The sequence below is a fragment of the Parafannyhessea umbonata genome, from assembly GCF_900105025.1.
In the GTDB taxonomy this organism is placed as follows: domain Bacteria; phylum Actinomycetota; class Coriobacteriia; order Coriobacteriales; family Atopobiaceae; genus Parafannyhessea; species Parafannyhessea umbonata.
On sequence record NZ_LT629759.1, the window covers coordinates 326808 to 352351 of the forward strand.

The 25544-nt window shown below is 66.1% G+C and carries 22 protein-coding genes and 1 pseudogene; 13 read left to right on the forward strand and 10 right to left on the reverse strand.

Going from position 1 to position 25544, the window contains the following annotated elements; all coding sequences use genetic code 11:
• Positions 1-59 precede the first annotated feature (59 nt).
• The 8 genes and pseudogenes from BLT96_RS10700 (at position 60) to BLT96_RS01615 (ending at position 7449) form a co-directional block, all read left to right on the forward strand.
• Positions 60-323, forward strand: a complete 264-nt coding sequence (locus tag BLT96_RS10700) for a hypothetical protein (RefSeq protein ID WP_197674376.1) — start codon at positions 60-62, stop codon at positions 321-323.
• Positions 302-1084 (forward strand): annotated as a pseudogene (locus BLT96_RS01585) (substrate-binding domain-containing protein); the annotation flags it as partial. The gene BLT96_RS10700 and the pseudogene BLT96_RS01585, both read left to right, overlap by 22 nt.
• 115 nt (positions 1085-1199) lie before the next feature.
• Positions 1200-1883 carry a DUF2291 domain-containing protein gene (locus BLT96_RS01590; RefSeq protein ID WP_090861332.1) on the forward strand — a complete coding sequence of 228 codons (684 nt, stop codon included), beginning with the start codon at positions 1200-1202 and terminating at the stop codon, positions 1881-1883.
• A gap of 34 nt (positions 1884-1917) precedes the next feature.
• Positions 1918-3477 (forward strand): sugar ABC transporter ATP-binding protein, encoded by a 1560-nt coding sequence (locus tag BLT96_RS01595; RefSeq protein WP_090864082.1) that lies wholly within the window; start codon positions 1918-1920, stop codon positions 3475-3477.
• A 2-nt stretch (positions 3478-3479) separates the two neighbouring features.
• On the forward strand, positions 3480-4565 hold the full coding sequence (locus BLT96_RS01600) for an ABC transporter permease (RefSeq protein WP_090861333.1): 1086 nt from the start codon (positions 3480-3482) through the stop codon (positions 4563-4565).
• A gap of 102 nt (positions 4566-4667) precedes the next feature.
• Positions 4668-5063 carry a D-ribose pyranase gene (gene rbsD / locus BLT96_RS01605; protein WP_090844976.1) on the forward strand — a complete coding sequence of 132 codons (396 nt, stop codon included), beginning with the start codon at positions 4668-4670 and terminating at the stop codon, positions 5061-5063.
• An 8-nt stretch (positions 5064-5071) separates the two neighbouring features.
• Positions 5072-6565 (forward strand): FGGY-family carbohydrate kinase, encoded by a 1494-nt coding sequence (locus BLT96_RS01610; RefSeq protein WP_090861334.1) that lies wholly within the window; start codon positions 5072-5074, stop codon positions 6563-6565.
• Positions 6562-7449, forward strand: coding sequence for a ribokinase (locus tag BLT96_RS01615; protein WP_090861335.1), 888 nt, complete (start codon positions 6562-6564; stop codon positions 7447-7449). The genes BLT96_RS01610 and BLT96_RS01615 overlap by 4 nt, the downstream gene beginning before the upstream one ends.
• Positions 7450-7480: 31 nt before the next feature.
• Here the strand turns inward: BLT96_RS01615 and BLT96_RS01620 are convergent, their stop codons facing one another.
• The gene (locus BLT96_RS01620; RefSeq protein ID WP_090861336.1) at positions 7481-8302 is read right to left on the reverse strand and encodes an HAD-IIB family hydrolase; all 822 of its coding nucleotides are present in this window, start codon (positions 8300-8302) and stop codon (positions 7481-7483) included.
• 112 nt (positions 8303-8414) lie between these two features.
• Here BLT96_RS01620 and BLT96_RS01625 point away from each other — a divergent pair, with 112 nt between their 5' ends.
• Positions 8415-9200 (forward strand): GntR family transcriptional regulator, encoded by a 786-nt coding sequence (locus tag BLT96_RS01625; protein ID WP_090861337.1) that lies wholly within the window; start codon positions 8415-8417, stop codon positions 9198-9200.
• Positions 9201-9253: 53 nt separating this feature from the next.
• The gene (locus BLT96_RS10660; protein ID WP_172824963.1) at positions 9254-9415 is read left to right on the forward strand and encodes a hypothetical protein; all 162 of its coding nucleotides are present in this window, start codon (positions 9254-9256) and stop codon (positions 9413-9415) included.
• Positions 9416-9591: 176 nt separating this feature from the next.
• Here BLT96_RS10660 and pflB read toward each other — a convergent pair whose 3' ends face one another.
• From pflB to BLT96_RS01640, 3 genes are all read right to left on the reverse strand, one after another.
• Positions 9592-11865 (reverse strand): formate C-acetyltransferase, encoded by a 2274-nt coding sequence (pflB, locus tag BLT96_RS01630; RefSeq protein WP_090844985.1) that lies wholly within the window; start codon positions 11863-11865, stop codon positions 9592-9594.
• Between the two features lie 85 nt (positions 11866-11950).
• On the reverse strand, positions 11951-12688 hold the full coding sequence (gene pflA / locus BLT96_RS01635; protein WP_090864084.1) for a pyruvate formate-lyase-activating protein: 738 nt from the start codon (positions 12686-12688) through the stop codon (positions 11951-11953).
• Positions 12689-12881: 193 nt separating this feature from the next.
• Complete coding sequence (locus BLT96_RS01640; protein ID WP_245719293.1) at positions 12882-13601, reverse strand: Crp/Fnr family transcriptional regulator; 720 nt, start codon at positions 13599-13601, stop codon at positions 12882-12884.
• Positions 13602-13789: 188 nt separating this feature from the next.
• On the opposite strand from BLT96_RS01640, the gene BLT96_RS01645 reads away from it, so the two are divergent.
• Entirely contained in the window at positions 13790-15025 is a 1236-nt protein-coding gene (locus BLT96_RS01645; RefSeq protein ID WP_172824964.1) for a DUF349 domain-containing protein, read from the forward strand.
• A 304-nt stretch (positions 15026-15329) separates the two neighbouring features.
• Here the strand turns inward: BLT96_RS01645 and BLT96_RS01650 are convergent, their stop codons facing one another.
• A complete protein-coding gene (locus tag BLT96_RS01650) occupies positions 15330-16415 on the reverse strand; it encodes an IS110 family RNA-guided transposase (RefSeq protein WP_090861223.1) in 1086 nt (361 codons plus the stop codon).
• Positions 16416-16559: 144 nt separating this feature from the next.
• Here BLT96_RS01650 and pepF point away from each other — a divergent pair, with 144 nt between their 5' ends.
• Entirely contained in the window at positions 16560-18407 is a 1848-nt protein-coding gene (pepF, locus tag BLT96_RS01655; RefSeq protein ID WP_090861340.1) for an oligoendopeptidase F, read from the forward strand.
• A gap of 5 nt (positions 18408-18412) precedes the next feature.
• Positions 18413-19129, forward strand: a complete 717-nt coding sequence (locus BLT96_RS01660) for a hypothetical protein (protein ID WP_090861341.1) — start codon at positions 18413-18415, stop codon at positions 19127-19129.
• Between the two features lie 138 nt (positions 19130-19267).
• Here BLT96_RS01660 and BLT96_RS01665 read toward each other — a convergent pair whose 3' ends face one another.
• The 5 genes from BLT96_RS01665 to BLT96_RS01685 form a co-directional block, all read right to left on the reverse strand.
• Entirely contained in the window at positions 19268-20392 is a 1125-nt protein-coding gene (locus BLT96_RS01665; protein WP_090861342.1) for a zinc-ribbon domain-containing protein, read from the reverse strand.
• A gap of 118 nt (positions 20393-20510) precedes the next feature.
• Positions 20511-21572 carry a PASTA domain-containing protein gene (locus tag BLT96_RS01670; RefSeq protein WP_157692096.1) on the reverse strand — a complete coding sequence of 354 codons (1062 nt, stop codon included), beginning with the start codon at positions 21570-21572 and terminating at the stop codon, positions 20511-20513.
• Between the two features lie 161 nt (positions 21573-21733).
• Positions 21734-22963, reverse strand: a complete 1230-nt coding sequence (locus BLT96_RS01675; protein ID WP_090861344.1) for a M20/M25/M40 family metallo-hydrolase — start codon at positions 22961-22963, stop codon at positions 21734-21736.
• Complete coding sequence (gene glpK / locus BLT96_RS01680) at positions 22964-24454, reverse strand: glycerol kinase GlpK (RefSeq protein ID WP_090861345.1); 1491 nt, start codon at positions 24452-24454, stop codon at positions 22964-22966. It lies immediately after the preceding gene.
• Between the two features lies 1 nt (position 24455).
• Positions 24456-25451, reverse strand: coding sequence for an alpha/beta fold hydrolase (locus tag BLT96_RS01685; protein ID WP_090861346.1), 996 nt, complete (start codon positions 25449-25451; stop codon positions 24456-24458).
• Between the last annotated feature and the right edge of the window lie 93 nt (positions 25452-25544).

A 25544-nucleotide genomic window follows, 5' to 3' on the forward strand; every position in this document is an offset into this window, starting at 1 on the left:
GCAGTCGTCAGGCCAAAGGGCCTGCTGCAAAAGGAAGCTAAAGGGGAAAGGGAAAAGAAATGGCAATCTCTAGGCGTTCGTTCGTGGAAATGTCCGCTCTCGCTGGCACGACCATCGCTCTGACCGCTTGTGGCGGAAGCAAGGGTTCCGACAAGGCATCGAGCGCTGACTCGAGCAAGTCGGGCTCCAAGAAGGAGGCCAAGGTCCTCAAGGGCGGCGGCTCCAACATCATCTACGTCATTACCCCTCCGTCTCGAACCCCGCGTTCAAGGCCGAGGCTGACGGCGCGACCGACGAGGCCAAGAAGATGGGCTACGAGGTGAAGGCGAACTCCCACGACGACGACGCGAACAAGCAGTCCGAGTTGTTCGACTCCGCCATCGCCGACAAGGCCGCGGCGATCATCTGCGACAATGCCGGTGCGGACGCAACCGTCGAGGCCGTCAAGAAGGCCGCGAAGGCGGGCATCCCGACCTTCCTGATCGACCGTGAGATCACCACGACCGGCGATGCCATCGCCCAGATCATCGCAGACAATAACCAGGGTGCGTCCGACGTCGCGCAGACGTTCGTCGATGCCATGGGCGAGAAGGGCAACTACGTCGAGCTCCTCGGCAAGGAGTCCGACACCAACGCCAAGGTCCGCTCTGACGCCTTCCACTCGGTCATCGACCAGTACAAGGACATGAAGATGCTCGAGCAGCAGACCGCGAACTGGGAGCAGACCCAGGCATATGACAAGATGGAGACCCTGATTCAGACCTACGGCGACAAGATCCAGGGCGTCGTCTCCGGCAACGACACCATGCTCCAGGGCGCCTGCGCTGCGCTCGAGGCGCACAACATGAACGTCCCCGTCATCGGCGTCGACGGCTCTGACGAGACACGCGATCTCATCAAGCAGGGCAAGGCGACCGCGACCGCGCTCCAGCAGTTCGACGTCATCGCCCGCACTGCCGTCCAGGAGGCCGATAAGTACCTGAAGGACGGCTCTACCGGCGAGGACGAGAAGCAGCTCATCCCGTGCATCGTCATCACCAAGGACAACGCGGACAAGCTGAACGGCTTCGTATACACCGAGTAGTCGCAAATCGATTTCAACATCGCGGGGGCATGGGTGCCACCCATGCCCCCGTGATGCATTGGATGTTACGTGGCAGTACGCGTGGTCGGGCGCGTTGCCAGATTGGAGGAGAAAGATGAGGAAGGGGTTTCTCCCGGTAGTGGCAAGCGCACTTGTGGCGGGGGCCGTCGCGCTCTCCGGCTGCACCGTCGTGCCCATCGGTCAGGAGGCCAAGTATACGGGCGAGGTCACGTTCGACGCCAAGGCCCAGTCCAAGGACCTTTGGAAGAAGGTTAAGGACGAGGTTCCCTCAAAGGCTGCGGACCTCGGCGAGCTGCTGACCGCGGGCGATGCCGGAAGCCTCACGAAGGACGATGTCATCCAGAAGTTCAACGGCAAGAGACTCAGCACCTCCAAGGTCGCGGCGGGTAGCGGCGTCGTTTACGCCGTCAAGGGAACGGGAACCGTCACCGAGGTCAACGCGAAGGCCGTTGACAAGAGCGCCTCGTCCAAGGGCACGATGACCGTCGTCGTCGATGGCTACGCGGGGAGCAAGAAGGTCGTCATCAACGTTGGACCCGTCATCTCCGACACGTCTCTGCGTGACTACCTCACGAGCATCAACCTGAACGACTACAAGGACACCACGCAGTGGAGCCAGGTCTCCCAGGCAATCAACGACACCGCCCAGAAGGACGTGATCGACAAGGCCGACATCGGGAGCCTGAAGGGCAAGAAGATCAGCTTCACCGGAGCGTTCACCGCCAAGACCGGAATGACCATGGCCAGCATCACCCCGGTCGAGTTGAGCGCCGAGTAGGACGTCCTCGACATTAGGAAGGAGATGCATGCACATGGCAGGATACAGCTGTCCCGATAACGTCTTCCTGCATGCCGAGAAGATCTCGAAGATCTACCCGGGCACCAAGGCCCTGGACGAGGTTTCCTTCGATCTTCTGAAGGGCAAGGTCAACGTCCTCATCGGTGAGAACGGCGCGGGTAAGTCCACGCTCATGAAGATGATCGCCGGCATTGAGCAGCCGTCCTCCGGAACGATGTACATCGGTGACCAGGAGGTCCACTTCAAGGACACCACGGAGGCGAGGAAGCACGGAATCGGCATCATTCACCAGGAGCTGAGCCTGTTCCCCAACCTCAACATCTACCAGAACATCTTCATGAACAAGGAGCTGAAGAAGGGTGCGTCGCTTGACAATGCGAAGCACGTCGAGCGGGCCAACAAGGTCCTCGCGAAGCTCGAGCACCCGATGGACCCCAACACCATCGTCGGCACCCTTCGAGTTGGTCAGCAGCAGATGGTCGAGATCGCGCGCAATCTCGTCGACGACGACCTCAAGGTACTCATAATGGACGAGCCCACCTCGTCGCTCTCCCAGCAGGAGGTCCAGGTCCTCTTCAAGATCATGCGCGAGCTCACGAGCGAGGGTCTCTCGATCGTCTACATCTCTCACCGTCTCGAGGAGATCATGGAAATCGGCGACCACGTCACCATCCTGCGCGACGGCAAATACGTGGACGACGCGGACGTCAAGGACATCAGCGTGTCTTGGATCGTCTCCAAGATGACGGGAGGCGAGAAGAACTATCCCAAGCGCGACCGCACCGTCGACTGGGCCAGGCAGCCCAAGGTGCTCGAAGTCAAGGATCTGTGCCTGCCGAAGCCTGGCGGAGGCTATCTCGTCGACCACGTGAGCTTCGACCTCAAGAAGGGCGAGGTCCTTGGCATCTACGGTCTTCTCGGCGCCGGACGCTCCGAGATCTTCGAGTGCATCATGGGCCTGCATCCCGAGCACACGGGCGAGGTGGACATCGAGGGGAAGCCGGTGCAGATCAAGAGCGTCTCCCAGATGATTGACATGGGGGTTTCGCTCATTCCCGAGGACCGTCAGGGCAGCGGTCTCGTCCAGACGCTCGACATCGAGAAGAACGCCTCCCTCGCCGCGCTGAAGCGCTACAAGAGGGGGCCGTTCATCGATTCGGCGCTCGAGGACAAGAAGGTAGACGAGGAGATCGAGGACATCCACATCAAGGTCGCGGACAAGCACCTGCCGATTCTCTCGCTCTCCGGCGGAAACCAGCAGAAGGTCGTCATCGCAAAGGGCCTGCTCACCGAGCCGAAGATCTTTTTGATGGACGAGCCGAGCAGGGGCATCGACGTCGGCGCGAAGACGGAGGTCTTCGAGATCATCAACAAGTACGCCCAGCAAGGTCTGTCCATCATCGTCATTTCCTCGGAGCTCGAGGAGATCATGGCGATCTCCGACCGGATCATCGTCCTGTCGAACGGCAAGAAGACGGGCGAGTTCGTCGGGGATGACATCACAAAGGACGCGCTCGTGATGGCTTCGTACAAAGGCCATCACACGGAAACGAAACAGCAGGAGGGTAAGTAACCATGGCAGCGGATACTAAGAAGGGCTCGGGCGGCAACAACCAGCTGTTGATGACGCTGCTCAAGGGTCGTACGCTCATCGTTCTCGCAATTCTCTTCGTGTTCTTCAGCTTCGCGGCACCGAACTTCTTTAACGTGGACTCGCTCCTCTCCGTCGCGAAGCACGTGGCTTTGTATGGCATCCTCGCCATCGGCATGACCTACGTCATCATCACGGGCGGCATCGACCTCTCCGTTGGCGCCGTCGTCGGATTCTGCGGCATGCTCGCGGGCGGCTTTTTGCAGGAGGGCCTGACGCTGCCCATGTTCGGCGTCACGATCTACATGTCCGTCCCCGTCGTCGTGCTCGTTACGCTTGCCATTGGCGTGCTTTTGGGAGTCGTGAACGGCCTTATCATCACGAAGCTCGGTGTGACGCCCTTCATTGCGACTCTGGGCACCATGTACGTGTGGCGCGGATTCGCGAACATCCGCTCCAATGGCGCGACCTTCAACGACATCGCGGGCAAGGCGGGCCTTGGCAACATGGGCTTCTCGTTCTTCAGCTCCAGCATCTTCGGAATCGTACCCATGGGCGTCGTGATCCTCGTGATCTTTGCGGTCATCGCGGGCCTCGTCCTGAACAAGACGGCGTTCGGCTGGCATGTGCTTGCCATCGGCGGCAACACCAACGCGGCGAGGCTGTCGGGCATCAAGGTCGACAAGAGCCTCATCATCGTGTACGCGATTTCTGGCCTGTGCTCGGCCATGGTCGGCATCATCACCACCTCTCAGCTGATGGCCGCGCACCCCGCGACTGGCAACTCCTGGGAGATGAACGCCATTGCGGCATCCGTCCTGGGCGGCACCTCGATGGCAGGCGGCGTCGGAACCATCATCGGAACCATCGAGGGTGCCTTCGTCATCGGCGTGATTAACGACGGCATGACCATGATGGGCGTCACGGAGTTCTGGCAGCAGGTCATCCGCGGTCTCGTCATCATCGTCGCCGTCGTGATCGACCAGGTGCAGCGCAACATCCAGGCGCGTATGGCGCTTCAGGCGAGAAACGAGTCCAAGAACGAGGAGAAGGCCGCGGCAACGGCATAGCGACTCGCCCTTGCAAGGGGACTTGACAGCAGTTCGTAGTGAGTGGGGGCGCCGCCATCCGCCGCATGGCGGGGCGACGCCCCCAAGTCGAAGGGACACGCCATGAAGAAGAGTGGCATCATCAACGCGCAGCTTGCGGGCCTCCTTGCGGGGCTGGGGCACAAGGACACCTACATGATCGCGGACGCGGGCATGCCCATACCGAGGGGCGTGGAGATCGTGGACTTGGCCGTCGTGGGTGGAGTTCCGACGTTTAGGCAGGTCATGGACGCGATTGCGGACGAATGCGTCTTCGAGCACTATACGCTTGCGGAGGAGATCAAGGAGGCGAACCCCGAGCTCCATGCGTACGTGCAGGAGAAGCTCGAGGGGGTCGAGCATGACTACGTGCCACACGTCGAGCTGAAGCGCATGGAGGCCAGCTGCAAGTTCGTAATCAGGACGGGCGAGTTTTCGCCGTACCCCAACGTTCTGCTGACCGCTGCGTGCGCGTTCTAGGGGTGGACATGTCGAAGTACGTATTGGGCATCGACCAGAGCACGCAGGGGACCAAAGCCATCCTCTTCGACGAAAAGGGGGCTCTTCTCGCCCGGGCGGACCGTCCCCACAGGCAGATCGTGAACGATCTCGGATGGGTCGAGCACGACCCGGAGGAAATCTATGGCAACGTGGTCGCGACCGTGGCGGACGTGGTCGCGAAGGCAGGCGTCGACAAGGGCGACATCGCGTGCGTGGGCATCTCGAACCAGCGCGAGACGTCGCTTGCGTGGGGCGCGGACGGCACGCCGTGCCACAACGCCATCGTGTGGCAGGACGCGCGCGCGAAGGATGTGTGCGAGCGCGTTGCGGCCGCGGGCATGGCAGACGCGGTGAGGGAGAGGTCGGGAACCAGGCTGTCCCCGTACTTTCCCGCGGCGAAGCTCGCGTGGATCTGCGAGAACGTGGACGGCGTCGCCTCGGGTCTGCGTCGTGGCGGCCTGCGCCTGGGCACGGTTGACGCGTACCTGGTGTATAGGCTGACGCATGGGAAGTCGTACAAGACGGACTACTCGAACGCGTCGAGGACGGAGCTCTTCGACATACACACGCTCACGTGGGACGAGGAACTGTGCGACGCGTTCGGCATCCCGGTTGCGGCGCTTCCCGAGGTGTGCGACTCCGACGCGCTCTTCGGCGTGACCGACTTCGAGGGCTACCTGGACGCGCCCATCCCCATACACGCGGTGATGGGCGACTCCCACGGTGCACTGTTTGGGCAGGGTTGCCTGCGGCCTGGCATGGTGAAGGCGACGTATGGCACCGGCTCCTCTGTCATGATGAACGTGGGGGAGAGCCCCGTGACGTCGGATAGCGGCCTCGTCTCCTCCCTCGCGTGGAAGCTGGGCGGCAAGGTGAGCTACGTCCTGGAGGGCAACATCAACTACACGGGTGCCGTCGTGACGTGGCTGAAGGACGACGTGGGGCTCGTGAAGTCCGTGGGTGAGACCGAGGAGCTCGCGCGCGCCGCGAGCGAGAGCGACCAGAGCTACCTGGTGCCGGCGTTCTCCGGCCTGGGCGCGCCGTACTGGGACTCCGCCGCCGTGGGCGTGCTGTATGGGATGACGAGGACGACGCACAGGGCAGAGATCGTGCGCGCGGCGCTGGACAGCATAGGCTACCAGATAACGGACGTGCTGAGGGCGATGGAGAGGGACTCCGACGTCTCGCTCGGCGAGCTGCGCGTGGACGGCGGCCCCACGCACAACGGATACCTCATGCAGTTCCAGAGCGACATCGCCCGCGTGCCGGTGGCGGTCTCCCCGACGGAGGAACTCTCCGGCATGGGCACCGCGTACGCCGCGGGGTGCGGCATGGGGATCTACGACGCGGACCAGCTGTTCGACGGCGTGGAACGCCGGGTCTTTAGGCCCGAGCGCGACGAGGCGTGGTCGCGTCGGAAGTATGATGGCTGGAGACGCGCCGTGTCCAAGGCGCTCTCTGAGACGAAGGAACGCTCATGAGGATTCTCGACTTCGGATCTTTGAACATCGACTACGTGTACCAGGTCGACCACATGGTCAGGCCTGGCGAGACCCTCGCCGCGGGGCGGCGCGACGTGTACCCCGGCGGCAAGGGGCTGAACCAGGCCGTCGCGTGCGCGCGGGCCGGCGCCAAGGTGTGGCAGGCGGGCCTCGTGGGCCCCGAGGGCGGCCTGCTTCTGGACGTGTGCCGAGAGGCCGGCGTGAACACGGATTTCGTGCGGACCGTCGACGTCGCGAGTGGCCACACCGTCATCCAGGTGGATAGGGGAGGCCAGAACTGCATCCTGTTGTACGGGGGTGCAAACCAGCGCATCGACGAGGCGTATGCGGACGAGGTCCTCTCGCACTTCTCGGCGGGCGACTATGTGATCCTGCAGAACGAGATTTCGTGCCTGCCGCACATCGTGGACGCGGCCGCCGCGCGCGGTATGAGGGTCGTGCTGAACCCCTCGCCGTACAACGAGGCGCTGGAGGCCGTCGACATGTCGAAGGTCTCTCTCTTCCTGCTGAACGAGGTCGAGGGCGCGCAGGTCGCCGGCGGCTCCGAGGACCCGGACGAGGTCCTGGCGCGCCTGGGCGAGAAGTACCCGGACGCCGCGGTCGTGCTGACGCTCGGGTCCGAGGGCTCGCGCTACCAGCGGGGCGACGAGCGCTACGCGCAGGGCATCTACCACGTGGACGCGAAGGACACCACCGCCGCCGGCGACACGTTCACCGGCTACTTCGTGTGGGCCGTGAGCGAGGGCAGGCCCGTGCCCGAGGCGCTCGACATCGCCGCGAAGGCATCCGCCATCGCGGTGTCGCGCGCGGGCGCCGTGCCGTCCATCCCCACGATCGACGAGGTCATGGCGGCCAAGCTCTGACGCCCGCCTGCGGTCAGACCCACAGACCCTCCTAGCGCTCGCCCGGCTCCTCCCCCAACACGAGCCGGGCGAGCGTCTTTGCGACGCCGGACTCGAGGTTGGACCACTCGCACACGTGAGCGGCGGCCTCGCGCACGGACGGCTCGCCGTTTGGCATGGCATAGGACTCGTCCACGGCAAGCAGCATGTCGAGGTCGTTCGGACCGTCGCCAAACGCGACGGCCTCGCCGCGGCTGGCGCCAAAGTGGTGGCACAGCACGTCGACCGCGTGGCTCTTGCTCACGCCGGCCGCCATGACCTCGCACAGGACGTCGTTGCTGCGCACCACGGTCAGCTCCGGGTAGCGCGCGCCGAGGGTGCTCTCGGCCGAAAGGATCGCGTCGGGTTCTCCCATTAGCAGGAACTTGTGGATGCCGCGCTTGCCGAACGTGCCCTTGAGGTCGCGGCTCTGGGTCGCGCGCGTCTGCACGAAGTACTCCTCCTGCAGCACGCGCGAATCGCGCGCGTCGTCCACGATCCACTTGTGGAAGCCGTACGTGCCTGCCACCACGTTGGGCAGGTCACTCTCCAGATACGCCTTCACCTCGAGCGCGAGGTCGAGCGGGATGGTCTTGCTGTAGAGCTCGTCGCCCTTCTCGTCCAGCACGTACGCACCGGAAAACGCCGCGATCGGGCCGGTGATGCCCAGCGCCCTCTGCACGGAGTGGATGCCCTCCGGCGAGCGGCCCGACACCAGGCACAGGGGGATGCGCTGCGTGACGCGCCTGAGGGTGGGGCCGTCCGCGGGAAGCGCGTGGTGGTTCGTGTCAACGATGGTTCCGTCCACGTCGCTGAACGCGATGCGAATGCTCATGGGTGCTCCTTCTGCCGGGTGTGTGTGGTCTCAGCGTCGCACGTTGCGGCTGCCTGGCGGGCGAGCTTTCGCATTTGGTCCAAATGTATGGTAGCTATGGTACATTTAGCACATGAACGCACTCGATGCCATATGCGCGACGCCGCTTGACAAGACGTCGGACGTACCCCTGTACCTGCAGCTCAAGCTCAGGCTCATGGGGCTCATCGCCACGCATGCCTTTGATGGGCAGACGCCGCTTCCCGCGGAGGCGGACATCTGCCGCGCGCTTGGCCTTTCGCGCTCGACGGTCAGGCGCTGCTTTCGCGACCTCGTGGACGAGGGCCGCGTCGTCCGGCGGCGCGGCAAGGGCACGTTCGTTGCCCGATACCAGCAGGGCCGTACCACCGATGTCGCGCTGAACTTCTCCGCGCGCATGGAGGCGCTGGGGAAGGCGCCGTCGTCGCGCATCCTCTCGCTGAGGCAGGTGCCGGGCACGGAAGTCCTCAGGCACCGGCTTCGCCTTGGCGAGAAGGACGGGGCGCTCTGGGAGGTGCGGCGCCTGCGCATCGCGGACGGCGTGCCGATGGAGATAAACACGGCGTACGTGCCGACGTCCGTGTGCCCGGCCCTCACGCGCGGGCGGCTGGAGCGGTCGCTGTACGCGTGCGTTGCGGAGGACGCGGGACTTCTGCCCACGTACGAGGACGCGTACCTCGAGGCCGTGGTGCTGGATGCCGCGGAGGCAGACGCGCTTGATCAGGTACGCGGTGCCCCCGGGATCCGCGTGGTGAGGACGACGTACGACGCGGACATGGTTCCGTTCGAGGTGGCCGTGCTCGTGCGTCGCGCGGACAAGAACCGCCTGCACCTGCGGCTGGGGCCGTCTGGCTCGGAGGTCATGCTGGACGTGACGTGAGGCCGCGTGGCGCGCTGGGCGAGAAACGCATGAATCGAGGTTGGGAGCGAATAATGAAGAACGAGAGGACCCGCGACGCGTGGGGGAAGATCAAGGGCTCGAAGCCAAGGCGGCAGGAGATGCGCGGCATGCGCTTTGGCCAGAAGGGCATCGGGCCGAACAAGGCCTCGGGCCACAAGGGCGGCATGGGCAGGCAGGGGTCGCGGCGCGGGTAGCGCGAAGCGCGCGGCACCGAACGGCCGACCCTGCGATTTCCAGTTCCGGACCCGACGAGGGGCCGCGGCCTGACGCGCGCGGCGAAAGGGGCCTCCCGGCACCGTCTGGTGCGGGAGGCTCCTTTCGCGTGTTGCGATGTGGCGGCCCCTGGAGCAGGCCGCGTCACGTGCCCGCGTTACATGTGGTCGTGGCAGGTGCGCGCGATTACGTCGAGCTGCTGCTCGCGGGTGAGGTCGATGAACTTGACCGCATAGCCTGAGACGCGGATCGTGAAGTTGGCGTATTCGGGCTTCTCGGGGTGCTCCATCGCGTCCTTCAGCTTGTCGACGCCGAAGACGTTCACGTTCAGGTGGTGGGCACCGGCGGCGAAGTAGCCGTCCATCACGTTCACGAGGTTCGCCTTGCGCTGCTCCAGGTCGTTGCCGAGCGCGCTTGGGTTGATGGTCTGCGTGTTGCTGATGCCGTCGAGCGCATACTCGTACGGGAGCTTGGCCACGGAGTTGAGGCTGGCGAGAAGGCCGTTCTTCTCCGCGCCGTACGCGGGGTTCGCGCCGGGCGCAAACGGCTTGAAGGCCTCGCGACCGTCGGGCAGGGCGCCCGTGGCCTTGCCATAGACCACGTTCGACGTGATGGTCAGGATCGAGGTGGTCGGCTCGGAGTTGCGGTAGGTGTGGTGCTTCTTGATCTTGCCCATGAAGGTCTTGAGCAGCCACACCGCGATGTCGTCCGCGCGGTCGTCGTCGTTGCCGTAGCGGGGGAAGTCGCCCTCGATTGCGTAGTCGGTCACGAGGCCGTCCTCGTTGCGGATGCACCTGACCTTTGCGTACTTGATGGCGGACAGCGAGTCCACCACGTGGCTGAAGCCGGCGATGCCCGTGGCGAAGGTGCGGCGGACGTCGGTGTCGATGAGCGCCATCTCCGCGGCCTCGTAGTAGTACTTGTCGTGCATGTACTGGATGAGGTTCAGGATGTTGACGTACAGGCCGGAGAGCCAGTCCATCATGAGGTCGAACTTGTGCATGACCTCGTCGTAGTCGAGGTACTCGCTCGTGATCGGCGCGAGCTCCGGGCCGACCTGCATGTTCTTGCCGGTCTTCTTGTCCAGGAACTTCTCGTCCTTGCCGCCGTTGATGGCGTAGAGCAGGCACTTCGCCAGGTTGGCGCGCGCTCCGAAGAACTGCATCTCCTTGCCGGTCTGGGTCGCGGAGACGCAGCAGCAGATGCTGTAGTCGTCACCCCAGACGGGACGCATCACGTCGTCGTTTTCGTACTGGACGGAGGAGGTGTTGATGGAGACCTTCGCGGCGTAGCGGCGGAAGTTGAGGGGAAGGCGCTTGCTGTAGAGCACGGTGAGATTGGGCTCCGGCGCGGGTCCCATGTTCTCGAGCGTGTGCAGGAAGCGGTAGTCGTTCTTCGTGACCATATGACGGCCATCCTGGCCGAGACCGGCCATCTCGAGCGTCGCCCAGACGGGGTCGCCGGAGAAGAGCTCGTTGTAGCTGGGGATGCGCGCGAACTTGACCATGCGGAACTTGAGGACCATGTGGTCGACGAGCTCCTGGGCCTCGGACTCCGTCAGGGTTCCCGCAGCGAGGTCGCGCTCGATGTATATGTCCAGGAAGGTCGCGATGCGGCCGACGGACATGGCCGCGCCGTTCTGGGTCTTGATGGCTGCGAGGTAGCCGAAGTACAGCCACTGGAACGCCTCGTGTGCGTTGGTGGCGGGCTTCGAGATGTCGAAGCCGTAGGTGGCGGCCATGTCCTTGATGCCCCTGAGGGAGCGAATCTGCTCGGCGATCTCCTCGCGCAGGCGGATGACGTCGTCGGTCATGGTGCCGTCGCCGCAGTTCAGGAGGTCCTCCTGCTTCTTGGCGATCAGGAAGTCGATGCCGTACAGGGCGACGCGGCGGTAGTCGCCGACGATGCGGCCGCGGCCATAGGTGTCGGGCAGGCCGGTCACGATGTGGGAGTGGCGGGCGGCGCGCATCTCGGGGGTGTACGCGTCGAACACGGCCTGGTTGTGGGTCTTGTGGTACTCATTGAAGATCTTGTCGTACTTCGGGTCGATCTTGTAGCCGTAGCTCTCGGCGGCCTGCTGCGCCATCTTGATGCCGCCGTACGGCATGAACGCGCGCTTGAGGGGCTTGTCGGTCTGAAGGCCCACGACCTTCTCGAGGTCCTTCAGCTCGGGGTCGATGTAGCCCGGACCATATGCGGTGAGGCCGCTCACGACCTCGGTCTCGCAGTCGAGGACGCCGCCGTTCGCGCGCTCCTGCGCCTGAAGCTCCTGGACCTTGCCCCAGAGCCTGTCCGTGGCCTCGGTGGGGCCGGCGAGGAAAGACTCGTCCCCGTCGTAGGGCGTGTAGTTCTGCTGGATGAAGTCGCGGACGTTCACGTCGGACGTCCAATGGCCTGCGGCGAAGCCGTTCCACTCTTCCCTAAGCTGCATCGTGCTCCTCTCTTTCTGGCGGCCGCGCCGCCGTTTTGGCTGCTATTGGCTTTACTGCGCGCTGCGCAGGTGGTTCGCGGTGTGACTAGGCGGGAGCGCCCTGTGCCCCGAGGATGCGCCTGGCGTTCTGCACGCGCTCGGGACTTGGCGGCTCGACGCCGTCCAGGGTGTACGGGATGCCGAGCTCCCGCCACTTGTAGGCGCCGAGGGTGTGATAGGGGAGGACCTCGACGCGCCCCACGTTCGAAAGGGTTCCTATGAACTTCGCGGTGCGCCGGAGGTATGCGTCGTCGTCCGTTATGCCGGGGACGAGGACGTGGCGTATCCAGACGGGTTTCGCGATGTCGCTCAGGTAGGCGAGGGCGTCGAGGATGTTGGCGTTGTCGTGGCCGGTCAGGCTCTTGTGCTCCGTCGCCTCGATGTGCTTGAGGTCCGCGAGCAGGAGGTCGCACGACCCCATGAGGCGCTCGAACTTGCCGAAGAACGGCTCGCGCCTGGTGAATGGCTGGAGGGCCGTGTCGAGGCAGGTCCCGATGCCCCGCCGCCTTGCCTCCTCGAAGAGCTCCGTGACGAAGTCGATCTGGAGGAGTGCCTCGCCGCCGCTCACGGTGATGCCGCCGTCCTCACCCCAGTAGCCGCGGTAGCGCTCGGCCTTGTCGAGCACCTCTTCCACGGACATGAGCGTCCCCTTGTCCCGGGCCCAGGTGTCGACGTTGTGGCAGTAGCGGCACCTCATGGCACAGCCCTGCAGGAAGACGAGGTAGCGGACGCCGGGACCATCGGCCGACCCAAACGACTCCAGAGAGTGGACCCTTCCGAGCATTCCCATCGCCTCCTCAAGAAAATGTCTGTCGTTAGACAACATATCTTGGGGTGGCAGAAAGTTCCTTGATTACAGTCAAGTAACGGAGAAAAGTTTTTGCCGTGAGTGGCGCAGGAAAAGTGATATGCGAGATGGCCTTCGCTTTATGCATGCGGGAGCACGCCGCGCGGGGCACCCGTCACGAGGCCTGCGTCTATGCGTCGTCGCAGAGCCTGCGAAGCGCGCCGTGGTCGAGCACGCGGATCTTGCCGCGTCCGATGCGCCGTACCATGCCTTCGCGCTCGAACGATCCAAGGGCGCGGCTGACGGTCTCCGGCCTGAGGCCCACGGAGTTCGCGATGTCGCCCAGGGTGAGGTGAATCTCCGGACCGATGCAGCGCTCGTCGCGCCACAGCAGGAACTTCGCCAGGCGGCGCCGAGGGTCCCTCGTGCTGAGGACCTTGATCTTCTCCTCCGCCTCCACGAGCTCCGTGCCAAGGGTCTGGACTAGGCTCGTCGCGACCTCGCGGCTGTCGCCGATGAGTCGCATGAAGTCCGTGCGGCGGATGCGACAGAGGTCGACGTGGGTGAGGCAGCCGACGCTGTATCGGTAGACGTTCTCCTTCAGGAACATGCCGTGCCAGATGGCCTGGCCGTCGTGCAGGATGTCCAGGAGGTACTCCTCGCCGTCCGCGTCCGCGTGGAACGTCTTGATGCGTCCGTGACGCACTACCAGGATCGACTCGATGGGGTCTCCCTCGCGTACCAGCAGGCTCCCCGCGGGGTGGGCGGAGCGCAGCGCGTGCGCCATGAGGTCGTTGCGCGCGGACTCCGGGAGCCCCGCAAACAGGCGGATGCTTCCCATGCAGCTGCTGCCGTCCACGCGAAAGGGACAATCCATCGTCTCCTCGCACCGAGCCGGATCCTTGGCCACCGCTCCTCCTCACGTTGCCCTCGTACCCATGATACCCAAGCGCGGCCGCCCGAGGTCGAGACAGGCGACCGCTGGGGTGTCGGGAGAACGCCCCCTGCGACAGGTGTGGTAGCCTTTTAGGCTGCAGCGTCAAAGCTGGGCCCTCCCGCGAGGCAGGGCCACGTCTCATGTGTTGCAAGGAGATGCGCATGGCACTCGATCAGGACAGCGAGGCCGCGAAGGCGGCCGAGGCATCGGCCCAGAAGACGGCGGACGGGGCGACAACGGGGATGGCGGACGCAGCGCCATCGCCCCTGGAGCAGGAGCTTGCCAGGAGGGAGGCCCTCTGCGAGCAGGCGGAACGCGTCGCGGGCGAGAAGGACTGGCGCCACGGGTCGGCGGACCTCCGTAGGCTCGCGGACGAGTGGCGCTCGCTGCGCCGCTGGCACGACCCGCGAGAGGACGCGCTCTGGAAGCGCTTCGACGCGGCACGCGAGGCGTTCTACCAGGCTCGGGACGACGCCCGCGACGATGCGCGCAAGAAGAAGGAGGCCCTTGCGGCCGAGGCCGAGCGCCTGGCCGGCTCCACGAGCTGGAAGCAGACGGCCGCGCGTATGCGCGAGATGATGGACGAGTGGAAGGCCGCCGGCACGTGCGGCCACGAGGCCGACGAGGAGCTCTGGCAGCGCTTCGACAAGGCCCGCAAGGCGTTCAACGCCGCGCGCGAGGAGGACTATGCTCGCCTGGAGCAGGCGCGTGCGCAGGCGAAGGCCGCGAAGGAGCGACTCGTGGAGGAGGCCCGCAAGGCGGCGGTGACATCTCCCGACTGGAAGGGCCAAGAGTGGCGTGCCGCCTCGCAGCGGATGAAGGACCTCATGGCGCGCTGGAAGGAGGCCGGCGTCGCGGACCGCGCGGACAACGACCGCCTGTGGGAGGAGTTCGCGGCGGCGCGCCAGCCGTTCTTCGACGCGCAGCACGCCCACTACGAGGCGCTCGAGGCCGCGCAGAAGAAGGCTGCGGACGCGAAGCGGGCCCTTGTGGACGAGGCGCGCGCCCTTGCGGCCGCGGATGACTTCTCGCGCGAGGCGACGGAGCGTGCCAAGGACCTCGACCGCAGGTGGAAGCAGCTGGGCTTTGCCGGGCGCGAGCTGAACGACACGCTGTGGGAGGAGTTCAACACGGCGAAGGAGGGCTTCTGGGACAAGAAGCGCGCCTTTGGCGAGGCTCGCCACGAGGAGTGGCGCCAGCGCACGCAGGACGCGATCGTACGCAGGCAGAAGCGTATATCCGACCTGCAGCAGCAGGTGGACCGCCTGCAGGAGCGCCTGAACAACGCCTACGCCACGGACCACGTAGAGGAGATGCAGGACAGGCTCGAGCAGAAGCTCGACCTGATAGACAAGATCAAGGCGGAGGTCGAGGACATCAAGTCCAGGCTCGACTGATATGTAGATAGACTTGTCAAGTGGCAAAGGTGGGCCAGCCTCCGACTTCTCGGGGACCGGCCCACCTTTTTCTATGGCCACCTCCCGCGCGACGGCGCCCAGGGCGTGTCTGGTTCGACGCACGACTGCAAGTCTGATATCCGCGTGTTGGCTAACGCATTCCGACGCTTCGGCTGGGGAGCTCCGCTGGTCTAGGGTCGCGCGTGGCGAGGCCCGGCCTCGCTGCGCATAGTCGAATCGCGGGGTGCCCCACGCGCCTCGGCCGCGCCGCGCGTGCGGGAGGGTGGTTTCGCGGCTCGGCGGCTCACCCGCAGAGGGCGAGCGCCCAGCAGAACCCGACGAGCTCGCGGGCGACGGCGACGTTGGTGACGTTGGCGCCCTTCCCCTTCGCCCTTAGGTCGAGGTACCTGCGGTGCAGCCTGCGGTTGGCCCGCGCCGCAATCCCCGCCGCCTCCGCCGGGAGCCCCGCCGACGAGGCCACGTCGGTCTCGGAGGCCGGCGACAGGGGCCTGGCGTGGTGCCAGGCGGCCTCGACGAGGAGCCGCCTGACGTGCGAGTTGCCGGTCTTGGTGATCCCGCCCCTCGAGGTCGTCTCGCCCGACGACGACTCCGACGGCACGAGGCCGACGTAGGACATGAGCGCCCTGGGGCTGGCGAAGCGGGAGAAGTCGCCGATCTCGACGGCGATCCCGAAGGCGGTGACGGTCGAGACGCCGCGCAGGGCGCGGAGCCTGGAGGTGACGCCGGCGAGGTCGTCGGCGCCGGACCTCTCGGCGATGGCCGAGTCGAGGCGGTCGCGGCGCTCCTCGCACTCCCTGACCTGCGCGACGTACTCCTCGAGCACGAGCCGCTCGCACGGGTCGTCGAGCTCGATGGAGCGCAGCCACTCGCGGTGCGCCCTGGTCCACGTGGACCTGCCCTTCGGCCACACGTGGCCCTTCCTGAGCAGGAACTTCGACAGCTGGTGGCGCGCCCTCATCAGCGCCTCGCGCGCGTCCTCGCGGGCGCGGGACAGGTCGCGCGCCGCCTCCATGGCCGGCGTGGGAGGGGCGCACTCGACGAACTCTCCCACGGCCAGCAGCCTCGAGAGGAAAAGGGCGTCCCTCCTGTCGGTCTTGACGCGGTCGCCCGAGGGCCGCACCATCTTCGAGACGGCGCCCACGTGGCAGGGCAGCCCGAGGGCGACGAGCCTCCTCTGCAGGTCGAAGCCCGTGGGGCCGCTCTCGTAGAGGCAGCCCGCGGGCTGCGGCAGCGAGGCCGCCCAGGCGGCGACCGCGTCGGGGTCGTAGCCGAACGTGCGCTGCACGACCTCGCCCGTCTCGAAGACGAACGCCGCGGCGCTGATGGAACGGGCGTGCACGTCAAGGCCGATGCTGGTAGAGTACAACATGGTCGGGACCTCCTGTGAATGTGGTAAGCCGGACTCCTTCAAGACCGAGCCTAACCCACGCTGCCACTCGATGGCCACTGCTTTACAGAGTGAGGTCCCGATCACTCTACATATCGTCTAGCCGCGCGAAAGACGGAGGCACACATGGCAGAGGAAGCCAAGGACAGCACGGACAACAAGGGCGCCGCGGGCGAGAAGGTCGTGACGTACGAGAGCAGGGACCAGGTGCCCGAGCGCTACCGCTGGGACCTGAGCGACCTGTTCGCAAGCGACGAGGACTTCGAGCGCGCCCTCGACGAGGCGGGTTCGCTCGTGGCCGAGTACGCCGGCTGGCGAGAGAAGGCTACGGCGACGGGGGCAGACCTTCTCGCCTACCTGCGCTTCGACGACGATGCGACCATCCGCGTGCAGCGCCTGTGGAACTACGCGTCGCGCCGCGCGGACGAGGACACGCGCGTTAGCCGCTACCAGGACCTCAACTCGCGGGTGACGAGCCTTGCGACGCGCGTGTCGGCCGCTTCGTCGTGGTTCGAGCCCGCGGTGCAGGCGCTCGACGGCGACCGTCTTGAAGAGTGGTACGCGTCCACGCCCGGTCTTGGCCTGTATCGCCTGGCGCTCGACCGCATCCGCGCGCTGGCCGCCCACACGCTCGCGCCTGAGCAGGAGGCGATCCTCGCCCAGGCACAGGAGCTGATGGAGCAGCCGGGCAAGGCGTTCACGATGCTGAACGACGCGGACCTCAGCTTCCCGGACGCGACGGACGCGGACGGCCAGAGGCACGCCGTCACGCACGGCAGCTACGTCCCGCTGGAGATGTCGCCGGACCGTGCGCTGCGCGAGTCCGCGTACCACAGCGTCTACGGCACGTACCGCTCCGTCAGGAACACGTGCGCCGCGCTTCTGGCCTCGCAGATGCGGCACCTCGCGTTCTTCTCGAACGCGCGCCACTACGCCAACTCGCTCGAGGCGTCGCTCACGCCGACGGAGGTCCCGGTCGAGGTGTACGCGAGCCTCATCGACTCCGTCCACCGCAACGTCGAGTCCCTCCACCACTACACGGAGGTCCGCCGCCGCGCACTCGGGCTGGACGCGCTGCGCTACTGGGACCTCTACGTGCCCATCGTGAAGGCTCCGGAGCGTCGCTACACGTTCGAGGAGGCGTGCGACCTTATGCTTAAGGCCCTCGCCCCGCTGGGCGAGAAGTACGTGTCCGTCGTGCGCCGCGCCCTCTCGGAGCGCTGGATCGACGTGTACGAGACGCCCGGGAAGATGAGCGGCGCGTACTCCGCTGACGGTCACGGCATGCGCCCCGTCATCCTGCTCAACTTCCAGGGCACGCTCGACGACGTGTTCACCCTCGTGCACGAGATGGGCCACTCCATGCAGACGTGGCTCTCGAACGAGACCCAGCCGCCGCGCTACCAGGAGTACCCCATGTTCGTGGCGGAGGTCGCCTCGACCACGAACGAGTGCCTGCTCATCCGCTACCTGCTCGACCACACCACCGATGACGCGGAGCGCCTGTTCCTCGTGAACCACTTCTGCGAGATGTTCCGCGGCACCCTGTTCAGGCAGACCATGTTCGCGGAGTTCGAGCGCGACGCCAACGCCGCGTGCGCCGCGGGTGAGGGCGTGGGCGCAGGTGCGCTCTGCACCCGCTATCGCGCGCTGAACGACCTGTACTACGGCGACGCGGTGCAGTCGGACGACGAGATCGCGCACGAGTGGGCGCGCATTCCGCACTTCTACTACGACTACTACGTCTACGTGTACGCCACGAGCTTCGCGGCGGCCGTCGCCCTGTCCGAGCGCATGCTGCGCGAGGGCGAGCCTGCCGTGGCGGACTACCTTGGCTTCCTGTCCGGCGGCTGCTCCAAGACCCCCATCGAGCTTCTGCGCGGTGCCGGCGTGGACATGGCGTCCGGCGAGGCGGTCGACGCCGCGCTCGCGCGCTTCGCCGAGCTCGTGGACGAGCTCGACCGCGGGATCTAGCCGCCATGCAGCGCGACTCCCTGGTGCACGTGGCCGCGACCGGCGGCTACGGCAGCGTGTTCGAGGTGCATGACGGCATGTGCGAGGTGGGGCTCATCGATCCCACCGCGGACGAGTATTCCGTCACGGTTCCGCAGTCCGCCGTGCAGGAGATGAGTCCCGTGCGCGATTCGGCGCGCGCGGGGCTTCTCGGGCACCTCGTCCTGTTCCACCTTCGCGTCAACTGGCGCCTCAGGCTCGCGTGGAGCTTCGAGGCGTTTGCGGGAAGGGGAGAGGACGGCGCCCTCGAGCTTTGGGCCACCTGCGGCACGTCGCGTCCCCGCAAGGTCGCGACGCTTACCCCGCAGGAGGCGTCGCTCCTGACCGCCTCACTCGCGGTCCTCTCGCTCGACGCGTGGGCGCCCGGTCGCGCTGGCGCCGCGCCAAGCCTCGAAGGCTGGGGCTGGTCCACGGAGCTTATCGGCGCGGGCATGGGGCAGTCCGCCTACGGCAGCTGCCCTTCGGGCGAGAAGGACGGGGGCCCACTGCCAGAGGGCACCGTTCCGGAAGGGCTGCCCGCCGTGGTAGATGCGCTTGCGTCCCTCGGTCTTCCCGTCGCGTGGACGGATCGTGGTCCGCGCGCGACCGGCGCGCCGCTTCCGGAGGCGCCGCAGCCAGAGGACGAGGCTGGCGCGCCGGAGGGACCCGTGCTGCCGTTCGACCTCGGTGCGCTTGGCCTGTAGCGGCCTGGGTCATGTGGCACGAATGCACAACCGCTGCCAAAAAGAGGGGCCGGTCGGCTTGAGTGAACTGCCGACCGGCCCCTCCGCGTTCGTGCGATTCAGGCGTCCCCACGCCCGCGGGCGTCCCTCGCCCGTGTGCTACTCGCTCTTCTCGAAGCTGATCTGGGTGTAGTTGCTGTCGTAGTCCGCCAGGGCCTGGTAGATGTCGCCACCTTCGGACGTGCTCTGCTCGAACGGCGTCTGCAGCGTCTCGGGATAGTACGAGGGGTAGTTGAACCCAAGGTCGATCGCCCAGGCGTTGTCCACCCTCTGCGCCGCCGTCAGCAGGTCGTTGTAGCAGTTGCCCGTTGCGATCCACGCTCGATAGAACGGGGCTGTCTCCTGGTAGGCGAGGGCGTTGTTCGCATCGAGGTCCGTCTGGAGCTGCGAGATGAGGCCCTGCACCTCCTCGCGCTTTGCCGTGCGCTGTGTGCGGTCCGCCGTGTATAGCGTCTTGTAGTCGGAGACCGCCGCGTCAACCTTCGAGCGGTAGTCCTGAAGCTTGTCGGAGTACTGCTTGATGGCCTTCTTCTCGGCCTTCTCCTCATCGGTCAGACCTGCGTCGGGGTCCTTTTTCTTGCTCTTCTTGGAGGATTTCTTCGAGTCCTTCTTGGAGGAGCCGTCCTTCTTCGTGGAGCTCTCGGACGTCTGCCCGCTGTCCACGCGCGGCGTGACCTTGCTTGCCTGCGGGTCGCTGAAGCCGGTTCCACAGGAGGATGCCAAAAAGATCAGCAGCACCAGCACGGCCGTCGCCGCGATGATGGCGATGGGAACCCTCCTGTCAGACGTCCAGAAGCTGTCGGACCTCTCGAAGCGGGACTCGGTCGGGTTCGTGCCCACGGGCGCCCTCATGGGCGAGCTCGACGCGTCGATCACGTCGAAGCCCTGGGGCTTTCCGTAGTTCGGAAGGTCGGGCAGGTACGATGCGCCGTCCTGCGGGGCGGGTTGCTCGGTGGCGCCGTCGTGGTGCAGGCGGTGCGCTGCCGCGGGGACGTCCTTGGCGGACTCCGCCTCCTGCGTCTCTTTTCCTGCGGCCTCGTCCTTCGCGGGCCCGGTCACGACCAGCGTCGGGTCGTCCTCCGCCACGGCCTCCTCGGCGTCCGCGAGCTCCGGCTCGACGGCATCGTCGTCCTGCCAGACGTCAAGGTGGGTTCCGCACTCCATGCAGAACTCCTGACCGGGTTTTAGTGGTGCGCCGCATTTCGGGCAGAACTTCGGGAACATGGCTCTCCAAGGTCTCGTTAGGGATTCTTAAAGAGTATACAGGTCGGGTGGCGCTCATGCCGCCCCTCAATAATGCCACACGTTCTGTTTCCACGCCCGTTTCGGCTGACGGGCGTCCCTACTCGTCCGACTTCGCTACGTAGACGGTCACGGTCGAACCTACCTCCGCCTCGTCGCCAACGGCGGGTGAAACGCTCGAGACCATGCCCGCGGGGATGCCGTAGTCCAGCACGTCCTTTCCGCGCGCGCTCTTCAGGCCCATGCCCCTCAGCAGCGTGACGGCGTTCTGGTAGGTCATGCCAACCACGTCCGGGATGGTGACGGTGTTCTTGCCGCTTTCGCTCGCGTGGTCGCCGTCGGTCCCGGCCGGGTTCGGCCCGTCCGAGACTATCAGGTCGATGGCGGTGCCGCGAATCCTCTCGCTGCCTGCCTGCGGCGCCTGGCTTATCACCGTCCCGGCGGGCACGGTGCTCGAGTATGCGTACATCACGTCATCCTGCACAAAGAAGTTCGTCTGCATGATGGCGTTCGCGGCATCCGCCTTGGAAAGCCCCACGAGGTTCGGTGCGTCCTGCGTTTCCTGGGTCACGGTGCCCACCACGATCGTCACGGTGCCTCCGGGGCCCACGGATTCGTCAGCCGCCGGCTCCGTGGAAAGCACGTGCCCCTTGTCAGAGACGCGCTCCGTCTCCTGCTCCTCGACCTTGACCTTAAGGCCCTTCCGCTCCAGGGTCGCGCGCGCCCGCTCCTCCCCGTAGCCAACGACGCTCGGCACCGTCGTGCCGCTCAGCAGGCCAAAACACCTTGTGACTATGAGCGTCGACCCCAGGATGGCGGCAAGCACGACGAGAAGGACCGCCCTGATCGTCATGGACCGCTTCTTGGCGTCCAGCTCGCTCGTGGCCTTGACCGGTGCGGTGTACTCCGTCTTCGGCACGTAGATCTTTCCCGTGTCCCCAAGCTCCCGCACTGCCTCGGGCTTCGGTTCGGTCTCGTGCTCCGGCTCTGCCTCAGGTTCCGGCGCGGTCTCCGGCTCTGCCTCGGGCCTTGGCTCCGCTTTCGGCGGGGCAGCATGCTTCGGCCTTTTCGGCTCCGTCTCTTCCGGCACCTGAGGTGTTCGTGCGTCGTCTGCGGTCGTGTCTGGCTTGGCGGAGTCGCCCCGTGCGTCGTCAGCTGCCACTACATCACCCCATGTCCGGTCCAATCGCCATCTGTCCTATGATAATGCATGACAGACCACATTCAAAACGCCCTGGTGTAAGGCGTCCCTGCTCGCACGGGGACGTTGCCCGGGAGCCACTCGGGGTACGTAGCCTCTGCCGCTGTCGCTGCGCGTAGGGGCTAGTCTCCCAGCATCAGCCGCAGCACCACCTCGAGGCCCTCCTTCAGGCTCTCCTTCTCGATCCACTCTCCGCGGGTGTGGAGCTTCGCGCCGCGCACGGTGCCTATCGTGTTCGCGGGAATCCCCAGGGAAAGCGGGACGTTCGCGTCCGTGGAGGCCGGCCTCAGGTCTGGGTCCCCGCCCGTCACGCGCCTCACGATGGCGGCGCTTCTCTCCGTCATCCTCCGCAGCGCCTCGTCGTCCACGCCGTTCGCGTACGGGCGCACGCCCAGCGTCGTGACCGTGATCTTGCCGGCGTCATCGCGCTTCAGGAGCTCGTGGCGGTGCCTCTCGATCACGCTTTCGAAGAACGCGCGCATGACCTCGATGTTCTCGCGCGAGGAAGACCTGAACTCGAACTTCGCCATCGCGTGCGACGGGATGGAGTTGATGGTGGTGCCGCCCTCGATCTTTCCCACGTTCATGGTGGTGTGCGCGCCGTCCATCACGTCGGTCGGCGGGTTTATGCGGTACAGGTCCTCTATTATCGAGCAGATCTCCTCTATGGCGTTCGCGTTGCCATAGTCGTGGTACGAGTGGCCGCCCGTGCACTCCACGTCTATCTGGTAGCGCTCCGACCCCACGCATACGGAGATGCACTGCGGAAGGTACAGGTCGAACGAGAAGTACCGGTCCACGCAGTCGCCGACCTCTTCAAACAGGTTGCGCGTTCCCGCGAGGTTGCCGAGCCCCTCCTCGCAGGTGTTCGCGACCACCAGGATGTTGCCCTTGCGCGTGGCCCTGTCCAGTGCAAGCGGGTTCTGCAGCAGGAACTTCGTCGCCATCAGCAGGTTCACGAGGTTCGCGGTGTCGTCGCCCACGCCGGGCGCCCACATGCGCGCGTCGTCCTCGCGAAGCGGCAGCTCCGCCGTGTCCGGAAACACGACGTCGGTGTGGGCGGCGTACATCGTGAGCGTGTGGTTCTTCACGCTCTCGGCAAGAGTCTGCGCGTCGTGGTGCGCCTCGCGCCTCTCGCGGGGGTTCATCAGCAGGCACAGCACGTTCTTCTCGTCGTCCACGCGCACGTTGCGCGCGCCGTGCGCGTGAAGCCATCCCGCGATGAAGCTCGCGCGCTGCTCCTCGTGGTGCGACGGTGCGGGAATCCGCGCCAGCGTGCGCAGAAGCTCCAGCGCCTCCGCGTGCGAGTCCCTTACGTAGCGCCTGATGGCCTGGCTGACGAAGAGGTCCATCTACATCGATCTCCTAATCGCGTCCTTCCAGCCGGCCAGAAGGCCGGCAACGTCGTCCTCGTCCATGGTAGGACGGAACACGTCGTCAGAGGAGCGCAGGGCGAGAAGATCTTGCGTCCCCGACCAGAACCCGCTTGCGAGGCCCGCGAGGTATGCGGCCCCAAGGGACGTGGTCTCGATGTTCTGGGGGCGCCTGATGCTCGCCCGCAGGACGTCTGCCTGGAACTGCATGAGGAAGTCGTTGCGCGATGCGCCTCCGTCCACGTTCAGGTCGCGCAGGGTGACGCCGGCGTCGGCCTCCATGGCGCGCACGAGGTCGTACGTCTGGTACGCCAGCGCCTCGAGCGCGGCGCGCGCCACGTGCGCCGGCGTGGTGCCACGGGTGATGCCGCAGATGATCCCGCGCGCGTCAGGCTTCCAGTATGGGGCGCCCAGACCGGTGAACGCTGGCACGATGTACACGCCGCCCGTGTCGGGGACGCTGCGCGCCAGGAACTCCGTCTCCTCGGCGGTGCGGACGAGGTGCATCTCGTCGCGCAGCCACTGTATGAGGGCGCCTGCCACGAACACGCTGCCCTCGAGCGCGTACTGCACGTGCGGCGCGTCCGGCGGCGTGGCAGCTATGGTCGTGACTAGGTTATTCTTGGAGACCGGCGCCTGCTCGCCCGTGTTCATGAGCAGGAAGCAGCCAGTGCCGTACGTGTTCTTCGCCTGGCCGGGCTCGAAGCAGCACTGGCCAAACAGCGCGGACTGCTGGTCGCCGGCGACGCCGCGGATGGGAATGCCCGCCGGGATGCCCGGGTAGCTCGTCTCGCCAAAGAACGAGGCGGACGGCCGCACCTCCGGCATCATGGAGGCGGGAATGCCAAACAGGTCCAGAAGCTCCTGGTCCCAGCGGCCCTCGTGGATGTTGTACAGCATGGTGCGGCTGGCGTTCGTGGGGTCCGTCGCGTGCACGAGCCCGCCCGTGAGCACCCACACGAGCCACGTGTCCACGGTGCCAAACACGAGCTCGCCGGCCTCGGCACGCTCCCGCGCCCCGTCCACGTTGTCGAGCAGCCACTTGATCTTGCTGGCCGAGAAGTACGCGTCTGGCAGGAGCCCGGTCTTCGCCTGGACCATGCGCCTTGCCTCCTGCGTGCCGCACAGCTCGTCGATGATGGGCGCGGTGCGGCGGCACTGCCAGACGATGGCGTTGTGGATGGGCTCGCCCGTGGTGGGGTCCCACACGATCGTGGTCTCGCGCTGGTTGTCGATGCCGATGGCGGCGACGTTGTCCGCGGTGAGGGAGTGGCGGCTCGCGAGCTCCGTCAGGCTTCCGAGCTGCGAGTACAGGATCTCCTGCGGGTTATGCTCCACCCAGCCCGGCTTGGGGTAGATCTGCGGGTACGTGCGCTGCACGCAGTCGACCATGCGCCCCGCGTGGTCCACCAGGACGGCGCGCGAGGACGTGGTGCCCTGGTCGAGCGCGACTATGTACTTCTCGCCCATGCTATGCCTCCATCTTGGGGTCTTGGTTCGGGACGGGCACGTGCCGGTCGAGCCAGCCGCGCACGCAGTCGAACACGGCGGCGTGGCCGTCCTCCTGGAGGACCTCATGCCGCATGCCGTCGAATATGCGGTACGTGACGTCGGTGGAGCCGGCGCGTCGCGCGAGCTCGGCCGAGCGCACGACGCCGCGGCCGCAATCGCCCACGGGGTCCTCCGCGCCGGCGACGTAGAGCAGCGGGAGGTCGTGCGGGACGCGCTGCGCGCACTCCAGCGTGCATACCTCTGCCGTGAGCTCCGTGAGCGTGGCGTACCCGCCTGCGGAGAACATGAAGCCGCACGCGTCGTCCGCGATGTACGCGTCCACGTTGCGCTGGTTGTGGGACAGCCAGTCGAAGTCCGTGCGGCGGTTTGGGATGGCCTTCGCGTACGCTCCATCCGCCATTGCGTGGAGAAGGGCGCTCTTGTGGTCCTGACCGCGCATGCGCGCAATCGCCGTGGCCATGGCGTGGCCGGCGCGTGACGTGCGGGGCTCGACGAAGCCGGTGCCGCAGATGACGGCGCCAGAGATCCTGTCGCCGTACGTGGCGGCGTAGTGGCGGGCGACGAAGCTTCCCATGGAGTGGCCGAACACGAAGCACGGCGTGCCGGGCGCGCACCACGTCGCGGCAAGCACGCGCAGGCGCTCGACGTCCTCCACCAGGATCTTGCTTCCGCCGTGGACGGGAAGGCAGCCCCAGCGATCCGGTGCGGCGCTCGATCCGTGGCCGATCTGGTTGTGGCCGCAGACGAGGTAGCCGCCGTCCGCGAGGTAGCGGGCGAACTCGTCGTAGCGCTCGATGTGCTCGGCCATGCCATGCACGAGCACGACGACGCCTCTGGGGCGTGCCTCGTGGCCGACCGTGGGGTCGCCCGCGTACCAAGCGTATCCGTGAATGGTCGAGACCCCGTCTGCCGACGCAAACGAGACGGGCGTGCGTGCGACCTCGCCCTGTGACATGCGCTCTCCCTCCGCTCGAAAAAGACGAGACAGAGTATATGCGCGCCCCGGCGCGCCGCCCGCGGCTCTTACGCCAGACGCCCCGTGCGCTCG